The 15,343-nt window shown below is 58.9% G+C and carries 16 protein-coding genes; 12 read left to right on the top strand and 4 right to left on the bottom strand.

Translation table 11 applies throughout. From position 1 onward, the window contains the following. Nucleotides 1-30 precede the first annotated feature (30 nt). From ACQZ5Y_RS00305 to hemB, 4 genes are all read right to left on the bottom strand, one after another. On the bottom strand, nucleotides 31-276 hold the full coding sequence (locus ACQZ5Y_RS00305) for an AbrB/MazE/SpoVT family DNA-binding domain-containing protein (protein ID WP_174049333.1): 246 nt from the start codon (nucleotides 274-276) through the stop codon (nucleotides 31-33). Between the two features lie 57 nt (nucleotides 277-333). Further along, nucleotides 334-1,095 (bottom strand): arginyltransferase, encoded by a 762-nt coding sequence (locus ACQZ5Y_RS00300; RefSeq protein WP_025593035.1) that lies wholly within the window; start codon nucleotides 1,093-1,095, stop codon nucleotides 334-336. Between the two features lie 176 nt (nucleotides 1,096-1,271). After that, nucleotides 1,272-1,730, bottom strand: a complete 459-nt coding sequence (locus ACQZ5Y_RS00295) for an RDD family protein (protein WP_038490628.1) — start codon at nucleotides 1,728-1,730, stop codon at nucleotides 1,272-1,274. Between the two features lie 115 nt (nucleotides 1,731-1,845). After that, nucleotides 1,846-2,859: a porphobilinogen synthase gene (gene hemB, locus ACQZ5Y_RS00290; RefSeq protein ID WP_003512495.1), complete on the bottom strand. Its 1,014-nt coding sequence runs from the start codon at nucleotides 2,857-2,859 to the stop codon at nucleotides 1,846-1,848. A gap of 181 nt (nucleotides 2,860-3,040) precedes the next feature. On the opposite strand from hemB, the gene ACQZ5Y_RS00285 reads away from it, so the two are divergent. From ACQZ5Y_RS00285 to ACQZ5Y_RS00230, 12 genes are all read left to right on the top strand, one after another. Then, entirely contained in the window at nucleotides 3,041-3,478 is a 438-nt protein-coding gene (locus ACQZ5Y_RS00285) for a DUF6163 family protein (protein ID WP_003512497.1), read from the top strand. Nucleotides 3,479-3,712: 234 nt separating this feature from the next. Then, the gene (ldtR, locus tag ACQZ5Y_RS00280) at nucleotides 3,713-4,222 is read left to right on the top strand and encodes a transcriptional regulator LdtR (protein ID WP_025593036.1); all 510 of its coding nucleotides are present in this window, start codon (nucleotides 3,713-3,715) and stop codon (nucleotides 4,220-4,222) included. Between the two features lie 375 nt (nucleotides 4,223-4,597). Further along, on the top strand, nucleotides 4,598-5,929 hold the full coding sequence (locus ACQZ5Y_RS00275; RefSeq protein ID WP_003512501.1) for a L,D-transpeptidase family protein: 1,332 nt from the start codon (nucleotides 4,598-4,600) through the stop codon (nucleotides 5,927-5,929). A 210-nt stretch (nucleotides 5,930-6,139) separates the two neighbouring features. After that, the gene (gene glyA, locus ACQZ5Y_RS00270; RefSeq protein WP_003512506.1) at nucleotides 6,140-7,429 is read left to right on the top strand and encodes a serine hydroxymethyltransferase; all 1,290 of its coding nucleotides are present in this window, start codon (nucleotides 6,140-6,142) and stop codon (nucleotides 7,427-7,429) included. A gap of 12 nt (nucleotides 7,430-7,441) precedes the next feature. Beyond that, nucleotides 7,442-7,921 carry a transcriptional regulator NrdR gene (gene nrdR, locus ACQZ5Y_RS00265; RefSeq protein ID WP_003512508.1) on the top strand — a complete coding sequence of 160 codons (480 nt, stop codon included), beginning with the start codon at nucleotides 7,442-7,444 and terminating at the stop codon, nucleotides 7,919-7,921. A 2-nt stretch (nucleotides 7,922-7,923) separates the two neighbouring features. Beyond that, nucleotides 7,924-9,060: a bifunctional diaminohydroxyphosphoribosylaminopyrimidine deaminase/5-amino-6-(5-phosphoribosylamino)uracil reductase RibD gene (ribD, locus tag ACQZ5Y_RS00260; protein WP_174049334.1), complete on the top strand. Its 1,137-nt coding sequence runs from the start codon at nucleotides 7,924-7,926 to the stop codon at nucleotides 9,058-9,060. Further along, complete coding sequence (locus ACQZ5Y_RS00255; RefSeq protein WP_003512512.1) at nucleotides 9,060-9,671, top strand: riboflavin synthase; 612 nt, start codon at nucleotides 9,060-9,062, stop codon at nucleotides 9,669-9,671. The genes ribD and ACQZ5Y_RS00255 overlap by 1 nt, the downstream gene beginning before the upstream one ends. A gap of 262 nt (nucleotides 9,672-9,933) precedes the next feature. Next, entirely contained in the window at nucleotides 9,934-10,566 is a 633-nt protein-coding gene (locus ACQZ5Y_RS00250) for a LysE family translocator (protein ID WP_174049335.1), read from the top strand. A 164-nt stretch (nucleotides 10,567-10,730) separates the two neighbouring features. Continuing rightward, complete coding sequence (ribH, locus tag ACQZ5Y_RS00245) at nucleotides 10,731-11,177, top strand: 6,7-dimethyl-8-ribityllumazine synthase (protein ID WP_013635886.1); 447 nt, start codon at nucleotides 10,731-10,733, stop codon at nucleotides 11,175-11,177. A gap of 4 nt (nucleotides 11,178-11,181) precedes the next feature. Beyond that, nucleotides 11,182-11,679, top strand: coding sequence for a transcription antitermination factor NusB (nusB, locus tag ACQZ5Y_RS00240; RefSeq protein ID WP_013635887.1), 498 nt, complete (start codon nucleotides 11,182-11,184; stop codon nucleotides 11,677-11,679). A gap of 21 nt (nucleotides 11,680-11,700) precedes the next feature. Then, the gene (locus tag ACQZ5Y_RS00235; protein ID WP_174049336.1) at nucleotides 11,701-12,924 is read left to right on the top strand and encodes an MFS transporter; all 1,224 of its coding nucleotides are present in this window, start codon (nucleotides 11,701-11,703) and stop codon (nucleotides 12,922-12,924) included. Between the two features lie 219 nt (nucleotides 12,925-13,143). Beyond that, entirely contained in the window at nucleotides 13,144-15,282 is a 2,139-nt protein-coding gene (locus tag ACQZ5Y_RS00230; RefSeq protein ID WP_112289806.1) for a sodium-translocating pyrophosphatase, read from the top strand. The last annotated feature ends 61 nt before the right edge of the window (nucleotides 15,283-15,343 follow it).

The raw sequence follows: 15,343 nt of genomic DNA, 5'->3' as shown, positions 1-15,343 counted from the left end.
TTACTCGGGACGTCTTTGATGGTCGCTGTTTCAGGACTTGGCGAGCGTTCTTAGCGCAACGTGGTATTTGCGCATCGCAATCCGCGCGTGTTCGAGCTGCCGATTAAAATCATCCGTCAGTTCTTCATCAAGACCACCGGCAGCACGCAATTCAAGCATGTTGCCGTATACACTTAGATCAAGAACGTCGCCTGTCTTCCATCCAAGCCGTTCAAGCATATCCTTTGGTATAACAATACCAGCGTCTTCGCCAATCTCGCAAATCGTTGCTTTCATTTGAAGTACTCCAAAGTTTAAATGGAGTTTAGCATACGGTTTTGACTGTTTGGCGAACTATTCTTCTACCGTAGGCTTATAAACCTCCCACCCGCGCGGTGTCAGATGCTCCTGCGGGTGGTAGCGCGTCTTGTAGCCCATCTTTTCAGAACCATCGACCCAGTAGCCAAGATAGACGTGCGGCAGGCCGAGCGCGCGTGTGCGGGTGATGTGATCCATGATCATGAAAGTGCCGAGCGAGCGCTTTTCTAGATCGGGGTTGAAGAAGGAATAGACCATCGACAGCCCGTCGCTCATCACATCGCTCAGCGCTACGGCGAGAAGTTCACCTCGTTTGCTGGAATCGATGCCGGAGCCGGGCTCTCGCACACGGTATTCGATGATGCGGGTGTTGACGTGCGTGTCTTCGATCATGATCGCATAGTCGAGCGCCGACATGTCGGACATGCCGCCTGACTGGTGCCGATGGTCGAGATAGCGGCGAAACAGTGAGAACTGTTCGGTGGATGGCTCAGCGGCATGAACGGTAGCGACGACATCCTTGTTGATGGAGAGAACGCGCCGCATCGATTTCGTCGGCTGGAACTGTTCGGCAAGGATGCGCACGGAAACGCAAGCTCGACAGGTTTCGCACGCCGGACGATAGGCGATGTTCTGTGAACGCCTGAAGCCGCCCTGGGTCAGAAGGTCGTTCATTTCCGACGCACGCGGGCCGACCAGATGCGTGAAAACCTTCCGCTCCATCTGGTTCGGCAAGTAGGGGCAGGTGGCCGGTGCCGTAAGATAGAATTGGGGAGAGGGCGTCGCCTGCGTGTTCATCGAACCGTGATCGCCTCCTGCGTCTGTTGTGAAAGCGCGCCGCGATTTCACGGGGTGCGGCGACGCTTCAAGCGACATGCATAATGTCACAGAATGGCAAAATGACGGAAAACGTCAACTGCACCATGCGCTATTTGCCTGATATGCAAGCCACGTTTTCGTGGCTTTCCCTTATATCAGTAGGTTCTGACCATGACGGTGCCGAGCAGGAAGTCGTGAACGAGGCGAGAGCGCTCCGTAAACAGGCCTGCAAGCAGGATAAGCGGCGTCAAAACCGAGTTGATGATCCAGAAAAGCGCAATGTGCACGGTGGCCAAAAGGAAATCGATTCGCCGTCCGTCCATGCGCGCCATTGCGATGCCCATCGCCCGCATGCCGGGTGAGGCCTGCGACGGGCCGCTGAGCGTCACGCCGAAATAAAGGACCGCGACGATGACGAACAAGGCCGGATAGAGGAAGAAGCCGAGACCCAGCGTAATCACGCCGAGAAAGAAGACGATCACGGCGGCTGGAATGCACAGCAGGAGAACGATCGCGTAATCGATCAGGAACGCGAAGACCCGTCGGCTCAGGACGCCGCTATAGGCGCGCCAGTCGTCCGGTGCGACATAGGTAGGGTTCTGGTCGAGGTTCATCGGTCGTTTTCTCCTGAGAAGACATGACAGCTCGAAACGCGCTTTTCGTCAGGCAGCATTCCGTGTCAGCAAACAATATGGGAAGAAAACGACCGAATACAATAAGCGTCGGCTGTCAGCCCTTCGCGAGTTTGCGTGCGGCTTCCACTGCGAAATAGCTCAGAATGCCATCGCAGCCCGCACGCTTGAAACAGAGAAGCGTTTCCATCATCACGCGCTCGCCGTCGATCCAGCCATGCATGGCCGCTGCCTTGATCTGGGTATATTCACCGGACACCTGATAGGCGAATGTGGGCAGCCCGAAATTCTCTTTCAGCCGCCAACAGATGTCGAGATAGGGCAAGCCAGGTTTGACCATCAGCATGTCAGCACCTTCTTCCACGTCGAGCGCTGCGTCGCGGATTGCCTCCATGCCGTTGGCGGGGCTGATGTAATAGCTGTTCTTGTCCCCCTTCAGCAGTCCGGCCGTCGAAATGGCCTCGCGATACGGACCGTAATAGCCGGAGGAGAATTTCGTGGCATAGGCCATGATGCCGACGTTCTGGTGCCCGGCCGCATCCAGGCCGCGGCGGATGGCGCCAATGCGGCCATCCATCATCTCGGACGGAGAAATAATGTCCGAACCGGCATCGGCCTGAAGGATTGCAGCACGAACGACCTGGTCCACGGTCTCGTCATTGACGATTTCATCGCCGCGCAGAATGCCGTCATGCCCATGGCTGGTGAAGGGATCGAGCGCAACATCGGTGATCATGCCGATATTCGGAACCGCTTTTTTGACCGCGATGGTCGCCTGATTGATGAGGTTGTTGGCCTCGAGCGCATTCGAGCCGGTCTCGTCGCGCAAGTCCATCTCGATATTCGGGAAGGTCGCAATCGCCGGAATGCCGAGATCGGCGGCTTCCTTCGCCGCTTCGACCAGCTTGTCGACGCTCATGCGGTTTACGCCGGGCATCGCCGGTATGGGATCGAGGATATTGCTGCCCGGTACGATGAAGACCGGCCAGATGAGATCATCGACGGTCAGGCGGCTTTCCTGAACCAGACGGCGAGTCCAGTCGGCCTTGCGATTGCGGCGCATGCGGCGATGGCCGGTGATCGCGTCGACCAGATGCGTTTTGTCCTGCATGTAAGAATGTCCTTCGTATCCCACCCAAGTCAGGAAAGCTGCATAACACGAAGCAAGCGCCGTGCGAATGCGACAATGTTTCCCCCTGGACTTCCCCGGTGGGCGAGGGTGCTTTGACAAGGCAAGCCGCCGAATTCAATATGGGCTGGTCGCCCGCCCGTCGAAACCGTATCTTCCGGCCATGGAACCTGATTCTCAACCTCTGCCGAAACGTCCGCTGACGGAAATCCTCTTTCTGGTCTTCATGAGGCTGGTCGCGGTTTCCTGTTTCTGGTTCGGCCTGCAATATTGGGCGATGCTGACGGGATATTCTCTCGGCGGGCATGGGCGGTTCGATATGCTTAACCTGCCATGGCGGGTGGCGGGTAGTGCGCTTGCGGTGATTTTCCCGGTCGCGGCGCTCGGTCTCTGGCTCGGCGCCTCCTGGGGGGCGGTCATGTGGGTCTTGGGTGCCGGCACCCAGATCGCCATGTATAAGGTGTGGCCATATATCTTCGGCGCCAACACGCTTGTACCCGTCATGCACGGTCTCGTGGCAACCATTTATATACTATTCCTGGTCGCTTTTTGGCTCGATCAGCGCCAGAATGAAGAGCGCGCAAGAATTGATTTACCATAAGAATAAAGCAATTCAGCCTGGTTTTCGGTCGAATTTTATTGCTAAGTCTTTGATTTTTAATGTATGGCAATAAGCCAGTCCCGCTTCGCCACAAGTTTGACCCACTTGGGAAAATGCAGGTAAGCATTTGTTAATCGTAGCTTTTAAGTAGAATTTTATGCGCATTGATTAGGTTCTCACTCAAGGCGGGAGACAAACAAACACACCGCCAAACAAAACAGTGAGGCAGTCATGATCAATAGCAAAGCAAAGCCGCAGGCCGTTGTTGCCGACGCACATGAAGATACCATCCGTTCGCTCTACATGGAGTCGCTGCACCTGGTGGAACGTCTCCACCGCCGCCTCCTCGATGTCATCAAGGACGAGTTCGATCGTCAGGGTCGCGATGACGTCAACGCCGTTCAGGCGCTCCTGCTGTTCAACATCGGCAATTCCGAACTGACGGCCGGCGAGCTTCGTTCGCGTGGTTATTACCTCGGATCGAACGTCTCCTACAACGTCAAGAAGCTGGTAGACCTCGGTCTCATCAACCACCAGCGCTCGCGTGTCGACCGCCGCTCGGTCCGCATCAGCCTGACTGAAAAAGGCCAAGAAATCGCAGAAACGGTTGCTCACCTCTACGAGCGCCACGTCGGCTCGATTGAAAAGGTCGGCGGCATCGGCACCGGCGAGTTCTCCGAAATGAACAAGCTGCTGCAGCGCCTCGATCGCTTCTGGAACGACTCGATCGCTTATCGTCTCTAATTCCGCGGCGGTTTCACTGTTAGCGCCGGGGGCATCGGTTTGCCTCCGGCTTGCGGATTCGTGTTGGAGGCGCCGTTCACCTGTGCGTGTCAAGCCCGGTCTCTCAGGTGCGTTTTCGCCCTGTTTTGCAGGCATACACAGCTTCGTGAGAAAAGGTCCGTGACACGAATTGGCCATATTGATATGGGACCCGCAAAGGTGAAGGAGCCGGCGGTTTCTCCTGCTGTCGTGGCAAGTCCCGACTGTTCTGCCAGACAATAGCGCCCAGACCATGGGTATTGAGCATTACCGGCCGGCAGACACGTTGTACGTGTTTGTTAATCATATTGATTTAGGCATTGTTGAGAATGCCGAAGAGAGTGGCTGGTAGGTAGAATGACAAAAAAATCCGTTTCCGAATCCGTATCGCGCCGTGCGCTTCTGCGCTCGGCTGTTTCCGTTGGTGTTGCCGCGCTTGCCGCGCCGGCCCTGGCGCAGAATGCGCTCAACGATCTCATGGGATCGTCGCGCCGCGGCAACTGGGATGACCAGTTCGACGCGAATTCGTCGCGTTCCGCCGTTGGCGTCGTTTCCAACAACCCGGTTCTCGGACGGGAAGCGCCTGTCTACATGCAGCAGGCGATCATGCAATATCAGCAGATCGTGCAGAATGGCGGCTGGCCGGACGTGCCCGTCACCCAGCAGCGTCTCCAGATCGGCGTTTCCGATCCTTCCGTTCAGGCGCTTCGCCAGCGATTGATGGTTTCCGGCGACTTGCCGCGCGAAGCTGGCATTTCCAGCGCCTTCGACTCTTACGTCGATGGTGCGTTGAAGCGCTTCCAGGCCCGCCACGGCCTTCCCGCCGATGGTGTCAGCGGCGAATACACGACCAAGGCGCTCAATGTTTCGGCCCAGATCCGTCTGGCGCAGTTGCAGACCAACCTCGTGCGCATTCAGTCCATGTCCGGCGATCTCGGCCAGCGTCACCTGATGGTGAACATTCCGGCCGCTGCCATCGAAGCGGTTGAGAATGAGCGCGTCGTCCTGCGCAACACCGCCGTCGTCGGTCGCGCCAGCCGCCCGACGCACGTCATCAATTCCAAGATTTACGAAGTCATCCTCAACCCTTACTGGACAGCGCCGCGCTCGATCGTCGAAAAGGACATCGTGCCGCTGATGCAGAAGGACCCGACCTATCTGGAGCGGAACAACATCCGCCTCATCGACGGCAAGGGACAGGAAGTTTCGCCGACGGCGGTCGACTGGTTTGCGCCAAAGGCACCGAACCTGATGTTCCGCCAAGACCCCGGCAAGATCAACGCCATGTCCTCGACGAAAATCAACTTCCACAATCCGAACAACGAATATATGCACGACACGCCGCAGCAGGGTCTGTTCAACAAGCTGATGCGGTTCGAATCGTCCGGCTGCGTGCGCGTACAGAACGTGCGCGACCTCACAAGCTGGCTGCTGCGCGACACGCCCGGCTGGTCGCGTCAGGAAATGGAACGCGTCATCGCCACCCGCGTCAACACACCGATCAAGCTGGCGCAGGAAGTGCCTGTCTATTTCGTCTATATCACCGCATGGTCGGCGAAGGACGGCGTGGTGCAGTTCCGCGACGACATCTATGAAAAGGACGGCAACGCCGAACTGGCGCTCAACACCACCACCGGCATCGAACAGCCGGCTGGACCTGTCGACGACGACCTGTTGCCGCGCAACTGATCCGGCGCTGCCATCAGGTTTTTATATTTAAGTGAAAGGCCGCACCCCGTCGGGTGCGGCTTTTTTCATTTTCGCTGCTGGTTTTGAAAAAACAGCTGCCGTTTTTTGTCGCAACGTCGCAGTTTGACGGGCAAATCTCGCTGCCCGTATTGCTCTTGTTCGGGCAGGGCGCTAAGACGCCATCGCATTACTGTTTCAGGAGCCTTCACCATGTCGAACACAGATGCTTTCTTCTCCCGTCCGCTTGCCGAAGTCGATCCGGATATTTTCGGCGCGATCGAGAAGGAACTGGGTCGCCAGCGCCACGAGATCGAACTGATCGCCTCGGAAAACATCGTTTCCCGCGCTGTGCTTGAAGCGCAGGGTTCGATCATGACCAACAAATATGCCGAAGGTTATCCGGGCAAGCGTTATTACGGCGGCTGCCAGTTCGTAGACATTGCTGAAGAGCTTGCCATCGAGCGCGCCAAGAAGCTGTTCGGCGTCAACTTCGCCAACGTCCAGCCAAATTCCGGTTCGCAGATGAACCAGGCCGTGTTCCTCGCGCTGCTCCAGCCGGGCGACACCTTCATGGGTCTCGACTTGAACTCCGGAGGCCATCTGACGCACGGTTCGCCGGTCAACATGTCCGGCAAGTGGTTCAACGTCGTGTCTTACGGCGTGCGCGAAGGCGACAACCTGCTCGACATGGACGAGGTGGAGCGCAAGGCCAAGGAAACCCGGCCGAAGCTTATCCTTGCCGGCGGCACCGCCTATTCACGTATCTGGGACTGGAAGCGCTTCCGCGAGATCGCCGATGAAGTCGGCGCCTATCTGATGGTCGATATGGCCCACATCGCTGGTCTCGTTGCCGGTGGCCAGCATCCGTCGCCGTTCCCGCATTGCCACGTTGCCACCACGACGACGCACAAGTCGCTGCGCGGCCCGCGTGGCGGCATGATCCTCACCAATGACGAGGATCTGGCCAAGAAGTTCAACTCCGCCGTTTTCCCCGGCCTGCAGGGCGGTCCGCTGATGCACGTCATCGCCGCAAAGGCAGTTGCCTTCGGTGAAGCTTTGCAGCCGGAATTCAAGGATTACGCCGCACAGGTCGTCAAGAACGCCAAGGCGCTTGCCGAAACGCTGATCGAAGGTGGTCTTGATGTCGTCTCCGGCGGCACCGACAACCACCTGATGCTGGTTGACCTTCGCAAGAAGAACGCCACCGGCAAGCGTGCTGAAGCAGCTCTCGGTCGCGCCTACGTCACCTGCAACAAGAACGGCATTCCTTTCGATCCGGAAAAGCCCTTCGTCACCTCGGGTGTGCGTCTCGGCACGCCGGCTGGCACGACGCGCGGTTTCAAGGAAGCGGAATTCCGCGAAATCGGCAAGCTGATCGTCGAGGTTCTCGATGGTCTGAAGGTCGCCAATTCGGATGAGGGCAACGCTGCTGTTGAAGCTGCGGTGCGCGAAAAGGTCGTCGGCCTGACTGACCGTTTCCCGATGTATCCGTACATGTAAGGACGTAAAGAGATGCGCTGCCCATTTTGCGGTTCCGAAGACACACAGGTCAAGGACTCGCGTCCGGCGGAGGATAACACCTCCATCCGCCGGCGGCGCATCTGCCCCGATTGCGGCGGCCGCTTCACGACCTATGAGCGCGTGCAACTGCGCGAGCTGATGGTCATCAAGAAAAGCGGCCGCAAGCTGCCCTTCGACCGGGAAAAGCTGGTGCGATCCTTCGAGATCGCGCTACGCAAACGCCCGGTTGACCGGGACCGGATCGAGCGGGCCGTCTCCGGCATTGCTCGCCGTTTGGAAAGTTCCGGCGAGACGGAAATCCCCTCGGAAGAAATCGGCCTCCAGGTGCTTGAAGCGCTGAAGAGTCTCGATGACGTGGCCTTCGTACGCTACGCCTCGGTCTATCGCGATTTCAGCCATGCCGAGGATTTCGAGAACGTGATTGCCGAAATCAACGCCAAGATCGCCCGAGATACAGACGCCGGAGCATAGACGTGACGAGCCGCGCCGATGACGAAAAATTCATGGCCCGGGCAATCGAGGTTTCCCTGCGCCATCAGGGTCAAACCCAGACCAATCCATCCGTCGGTTGCGTTCTCGTAAAGGACGGAAAAATCATCGCCGAAGCGGTGACCGCCATTGGCGGCCGCCCCCATGCCGAACGCCAGGCGCTGGAAATCGCCGGCGAAGCAGCGCGCGGCGCAACAGCCTATGTCACCCTTGAACCCTGCTCGCACTGGGGCAAGACGCCGCCCTGCGCCAATGCGCTGGTCGAATACGGCGTCGCCCGTGTCGTTGTGGCGGTTGACGACCCGGACGAGCGTGTTTCCGGTCGCGGTTACTCCATCCTGCGGGAGGCGGGCATTGTCGTGGAAACAGGCCTGCTGCGCGAACAAGGCAAGAGAGCGCTTGCGGGTTACCTCACACGCCAGGTTAAAAAACGCCCGCATGTGATTCTGAAGCTTGCCATTTCTGCCGATGGCATGATCGGCAGACAAGGGGAGGGGCAGGTAGCGATCACCGGTCCGCAGGCCAGGCACGCCGTGCATGAACTGAGAGCGCGCTGCGATTGCATCCTCGTGGGCATCCGTACCGCGATAGCGGATGATCCGGAACTGACCGTTCGAATTGCAGGTCTCGAAGATCGTTCTCCGGTCCGAATCGTGCTTGATCGCAAGTTTGAACTACCGTTGACGTCTAAGCTGATGGGGAGTGCACGCGAGGTGCCGGTAATCGTCGCGGCGTTATCCCCCTCTGCACCGCCGGGTATCTTGCCCTCAAGGGGGGAGATGCCCGGTAGGTCAGAGGGGGTTAGACCCGACCACCGTCGCCAACAACTGACCGACGCAGGCGTCGAAATCCTTGAAGCACCAACTCTCGAGAACCTCCTTCACATTCTCGCTGAACGCGGCATGTCGGAACTTCTGGTCGAAGGCGGCGCTTTTGCCGCAAAATCGTTCCTTGAAGCCGATCTCGTGGACCGTATCATGCTGTTTGAAAGCCCGGTCGTGGTTGGTGAAGGCGGGATTGAAACGCCGCTCAGCCGTGCCGATATTCCGGGCGATTATGTTTTGGTCAGCGAAACCGCCTACGGGCCGGATCGCTGCTTCGATTATGAAAGGCCGCTTTGATGTTTACCGGAATTGTTACCGATGTTGGAACCGTGTCCGAGCTGGAAGCTCTGGCGGAAGGCATTCGTCTGCGGGTGGCGACCAATTACGATCCCAAGACCATCGATATGGGCGCATCGATCTCCCATGGCGGCGTCTGCCTGACGGTGACCAAACTGCCCGAAGACGGCAGCAACGAGCGCTGGTACGAGGTCGAGGCCTGGGAAGAGGCATTGCGCCTGACGACGATTGCGGGCTGGCAGAAGGGCACGCATGTCAATCTGGAGCGCGCCCTGAAGATTGGCGACGAGCTTGGCGGTCACATCGTTTCTGGCCATGTCGATGGCAAGGCGGAGATTCTGTCGGTCGAGCCGGAAGGTGAGGCGGTCCGTATCCGCCTGCGCGCGCCCGACCATCTGGCGAAATTCGTGGCGCCCAAGGGTTCCATTGCACTCGATGGCACTTCTCTGACCGTCAATGCGGTCGACGGAACGGATTTCGACGTGCTCCTGATCCGCCATACGCTCACAGTCACCACATGGGGTGAGCGCCAACCGGGTGATTTCGTCAATTTCGAAGTCGACACCATGGCGCGATATGCCGCAAGGCTTGCGGAGTTTCCCTCGGCGTAACACCGTTCGGCATCTATTGTGTTGAAATACACTCTCGGCCTTGAGCCGGTATGCGACTGGCCCAAATCCTTGGGCTGAAAAGACTCTTGCCGTCGCGCAGACGCGCGTTGACTGGAGTACCTCTCAAGGCCAGAATGCCGGATAGACTTTACAGTCCTCCGCCATCGCGACAGATCAGTTGTTGTCCCGCACTCCGCTTTCGATTGACGCGCAAACACTATAAAGACGTCTTTAGGCCCAAACGGGGTAGGGGGATTACGACATGCCGTCTTTCGAACTGCTGACAGCCTTTTTCATCACCACCGCCCTGTTTGCCTATATTCCCGGCCCGGCCATGCTTTATGCAGCGGCGCAGACAATGGCGCGCGGCCGGTTTGCCGGGCTGATGGCGGTGCTTGGCATCCATGTCGGCTGCTATTTCCATATCGTCGCCTCTGCGGCGGGGCTTTCGGTGCTGTTCCAGGCGGTGCCGTGGCTTTATCTGGCTGTGAAGCTGTGTGGCGCGCTGTATCTCATCTGGCTCGGCTTCTCGATGCTGCGCAGCAAGCTTGAAGGTGAGGCCGTCAATCTGACCATCGAACCGAAATCGGCAAGGCGCGCCTTCATCGACAGCATCATTGTCGACGTGCTCAATCCGAAGACGGCGCTGTTCTTTCTGGCGTTTCTGCCGCAATTCGTTGATCCGGCGGCGGCCTTTCCGATCTGGCTGCAATTGCTGATCCTCGGTATTGCCGTCAATTTCATTTTTTCCTCCGCCGATCTGGTTGGCATGCTTCTGGCGGGCGCGATGGTCGGGCGGCTCAAGCGCTCCAGCAGGGTGCAGGTGCTTGCCCGTCGCACTGCGGGAACGGTGCTGATGGGGCTTGGCGTGCATCTGGCTTTCCAGAAAACCTGATTTTCGTAAGCCGCGCCGGATAAGGCGAAAACCTGCGCAATTGTCTGGTAAACGGGGCCTCTTGCGCGGGTGACACATGAAATTACTTGCCAAAAACGGCCAGCCGTGGTTTGACCGCCGCAAAAGCCGGTATGATCCGGCCCGAACCTTTTCAGGAAAATCCCATGTCCAAACCCCATCTTCTTATCGTGGAAGCACGCTTTTACGACGATATGGCAGACGCTCTTCTCGAAGGCGCGAAGTTCGCGCTGGACGAGGCTGGCGCAACCTATGACATCATCACCGTTCCCGGCGCGCTCGAAATCCCCGCTGCCATTGCCATGGCGCTGGATGGCGGCGACAACGAAGGCACTGAATATGATGGTTTCGTAGCGCTCGGCATGGTCATTCGTGGCGAGACCTACCACTTCGACATCGTTTCCAACGAATCCTCCCGCGCCCTGATGGATCTCGCCGTCAGCGAATCGCTGGCCATCGGCAACGGCATCCTCACAGTCGAAAACGACGATCAGGCATGGGCACGTGTTCGCCGTTCTGACAAGGATAAGGGCGGTTTTGCGGCCCGCGCGGCGCTGACGATGATCGAGCTCAAGAAAAAACTGGGTGGCTGAACGCATGTCGGATGTTGAAAATGGCGGCGAACCGCGCCAGCCTTCGGTAAAGCCCGCCAACCAGCGTGGCGCTGCGCGCCTCGCGGCCGTGCAGGCACTTTATCAGATGGATGTCGGCGGCACCGGCGTGATGGAAGTCGTGGCGGAATACGAGGCACATCGTCTCGGTCAGGAAGTCGATGGCGATACCTATCTGAAGGCCGATCCTTCCTGGTTCCGTTCCATCGTGTCCGGCGTCGTCCGCGATCAGACGAAGATCGACCCACTGGTGCGCTCCGCACTTCTGGAAGACTGGCCGCTGTCGCGTCTTGATGCCACCGTTCGCGCTATCCTGCGTGCCGGCGCTTTCGAGATTCTGGAGCGCAAGGACGTGCCGGTCGCCGTCATCGTTACGGAATATGTCGAAATCGCCCGTGCTTTCTTCGAGCACGACGAGCCGAAGCTGGTGAACGCGGTTCTGGACCGCATTGCCAAGCAGGTACGCGGCGAGGCAAAACGCTAAAATACGTTAGGTGAGGAAGATATGAGCGCCGTTTCCGTCCCCGGACTTGAAGTTCAACTGGACGAGGCGAAGCGCAACGTCTTCCTCCTGACCGCCGCACAGGCGATCATGGGCTCGGCAGCGCCTATGAGCTTCTCGGTCGGCGCGCTTGCCGGTTACCAGTTGCTCGGGGCTGACAAGTCGCTGGCAACGGCGCCGCTTACCGGTTTCAACATCGGCGTGGCGCTGGGCGCCATCTGCGTTGCCGCAGCATCGCGTTTTCTCGGCCGCAAGGCGGGCTTCATGGTCGGCGCGCTGATGTGCTCCATCGGCGGCGGCATTGCTGCCGTGGCACTCTTCCGCTCCGACTTCTGGCTATTTGCGATCGGCCTGCTGCTGATCGGCATTTCCGGCGGCTTCACGCAGAAAATCCGCTTCGCTGCTGCCGACGCATCCCCCTCTTTCTACAAGCCGAAAGCCATTTCCTGGATATTGGCGGGTGGCATCGTCTCGGCGATCATCGGGCCGCAGCTCGCCATTTTCGGCAAGGATGTCTTCGCACCGGTCACCTTCGCCGGTGCTTTCATCGCGCTGGTGCCGCTCGGCATCATCGCGATTGCCATTCTGGCATTCCTGAAATTGCCGGACCCGAAGGCCGCCTCTATCCACGCGCAGGCTGCACGGCCCTTGTCGGAAATCGTGCGCACGCACCGGTTTGTCACCGGCATGGTCTGCGGCATCGGTTCCTATGCGTTGATGACCTTCATGATGACCGGCGCGCCGCTCGCCATGGTAGTCGGCTGCGGGTTTCCCACCGAACTTGCGACGCTCGGCATCCAGTGGCACGTTCTCGCCATGTTCGGCCCAAGTTTCTTCACCGGTATGTTGATTGCGCGATTCGGCGCGGAAAAAATCGTTGCAGCCGGTCTCGTCGTGCTGATGGCCTGCGCCGTCGTCGCCCATATGGGCATCGAATTGTGGAACTTCTGGGCGGCGCTCATTCTCCTCGGTCTCGGCTGGAACTTCGGCTTCATCGGCGCTACCGCCATCATCACCTCCAGCTACCGCCCGCATGAGGCAGACAAGGTACAGGGCTTTCACGATATCGTGCTGTTTGGCACGGTAGCGCTGTCGTCCTTCTCTTCCGGCAAGGTGTTTACGGCCTTGGGCTGGTCGGTCATGAACCTCGTTATCTGGCCGGTTGCGGGGCTATGCCTCGTGCTGGTGGCGTCGCTGTTGCTGACCCCGCGCAGAAACGCCGCGTAAGATCGCCTTCGATCTCTACCCCTTTCATGTTTCAGGCAAATTTGTGGGCTTGACGCCACGCCTTTCGCCAACGCAATCTTGCCGCGCAGGTCATTTTTCCTTGGGAGGGGAAGAATGGCCACGACAGGACAGGCCGCGCATTTGATCGCTCCTGTCCTTGCACATGGTTCGCCACGCCGGGGAGGGAGTGAGACCCGGCCTTTTGGGAGGTAAGTGCGCATGACCGTAATACCCATAGTGATTTTATGTGGGGTCCTGTCCGTGGTTTACGCGGCATGGACGACCAGGAGCGTTCTCGCTGCCGATCAGGGCAACGAGCGTATGCGTGAAATAGCAGGTTTTATCCGTGAAGGTGCGCAGGCTTATCTCACCCGTCAATATCTCACCATCGCCATCGTCGGATTGATCGTCGCCGTTCTCGCCTGGTATCTGCTGTCGGCTCTCGCGGCCATCGGGTTCATCATCGGCGCCGTGCTTTCGGGTGCTGCCGGTTTCATCGGCATGCATGTCTCCGTCCGTGCCAATCTGCGCACCGCACAAGCCGCATCCCACAGCCTTGCCGCCGGTCTCGACATCGCGTTCAAGTCGGGCGCCATCACCGGCATGCTGGTGGCTGGCCTCGCGCTGCTTGGCGTGTCCATCTATTATTTCATCCTCACCTCGGTGCTCGGCCATGCGCCCGGATCGCGTGAGGTGATTGACGCTCTGGTGTCGCTCGGTTTCGGCGCTTCGCTTATTTCCATCTTCGCCCGTCTCGGCGGTGGCATCTTCACCAAGGGGGCAGATGTCGGCGGCGATCTCGTCGGCAAGGTCGAAGCAGGCATTCCCGAGGACGACCCCCGCAACCCTGCAACCATCGCAGATAATGTCGGCGACAATGTCGGCGATTGCGCCGGCATGGCGGCCGACCTTTTCGAGACCTATGCCGTCTCGGTGGTCGCAACCATGGTGCTTGCGGCGATCTTCTTTGCCGGAACGCCGATACTGGAAAGCGCGATGGTCTATCCGCTGGCCATTTGCGGCGCCTGCATCCTGACCTCGATTGCCGGCACCTTCTTCGTCAAGCTCGGCACCAACAACTCCATCATGGGCGCTCTCTATAAAGGGCTGATTGCCACCGGCGTCTTCTCGATTGCGGGGCTTGCGGTGGCAACTTACGCGACCGTGGGCTGGGGTACCATCGGCACGGTTGCCGGAATGGAGATTACCGGCACGAACCTCTTCCTGTGCGGGCTGGTCGGCCTTGTGGTGACGGCGCTGATCGTCGTCATCACCGAATATTATACCGGCACCAACAAACGCCCGGTCAATTCCATCGCACAGGCTTCGGTCACGGGCCACGGCACCAACGTCATCCAGGGTCTTGCAGTCTCGCTGGAATCGACGGCGCTGCCGGCGCTTGTCATCGTTGGCGGCATCATCGGCACCTACCAGCTCGGTGGCCTGTTCGGCACGGGCATCGCGGTCACCGCCATGCTTGGTCTGGCGGGCATGATCGTGGCGCTCGACGCCTTCGGTCCGGTGACTGACAATGCCGGCGGCATTGCCGAAATGGCCGGTCTCGACCCGGATGTACGTAAGGCGACCGACGCGCTGGATGCCGTCGGCAACACCACCAAGGCGGTGACCAAGGGTTACGCCATCGGCTCTGCCGGTCTCGGCGCGCTGGTGCTGTTTGCCGCCTATTCCAACGACCTGTCCTATTTCGCTGCCAATGGCGATACCTATCCTTACTTCAAGGATATCGGCGACATATCCTTCAGCCTTGCCAATCCTTACGTCGTTGCCGGTCTGCTGTTCGGCGGCCTCATTCCGTATCTCTTTGGCGGTATCGCCATGACGGCGGTGGGCAAGGCGGCAAGCTCGATCGTCGAGGAAGTCCGCCGCCAGTTCCGCGAAAAGCCTGGCATCATGGCAGGAACGGAAAAACCGGACTACGGCAAGGCGGTCGATCTTTTGACCAAGGCGGCGATCAAAGAAATGATCATTCCGTCGCTGCTGCCGGTTCTGGCGCCACTCGTCGTTTATTTCGGCGTGCTGCTTATCTCAGGTTCCAAGGCCTCTGCCTTTGCCGCACTCGGTGCATCGCTGCTTGGCGTCATCATCAACGGCCTGTTCGTGGCGATTTCCATGACCTCCGGTGGTGGTGCGTGGGATAACGCCAAGAAAAGCTTCGAGGATGGCTTCATCGACAAGGACGGCGTGCGCCACGTCAAGGGTTCGGACGCCCACAAGGCGTCGGTTACGGGCGATACGGTGGGCGATCCCTACAAGGATACCGCCGGTCCGGCGGTCAACCCGGCTATCAAGATCACCAATATCGTGGCGCTGCTGCTATTGGCGGTTCTTGCCCACTGAAGGCTGAGGTTCCGACGAATGAAAAAGGCCCGGGGAGCGATCCCCGGGCCTTTGATTTTGC

The sequence above is a fragment of the Agrobacterium sp. A3-95 genome, from assembly GCF_053521785.1.
The sequence above is the reverse complement of the archived record's forward strand: the minus strand, read 5'-3'. Positions and strand labels throughout refer to the sequence as shown.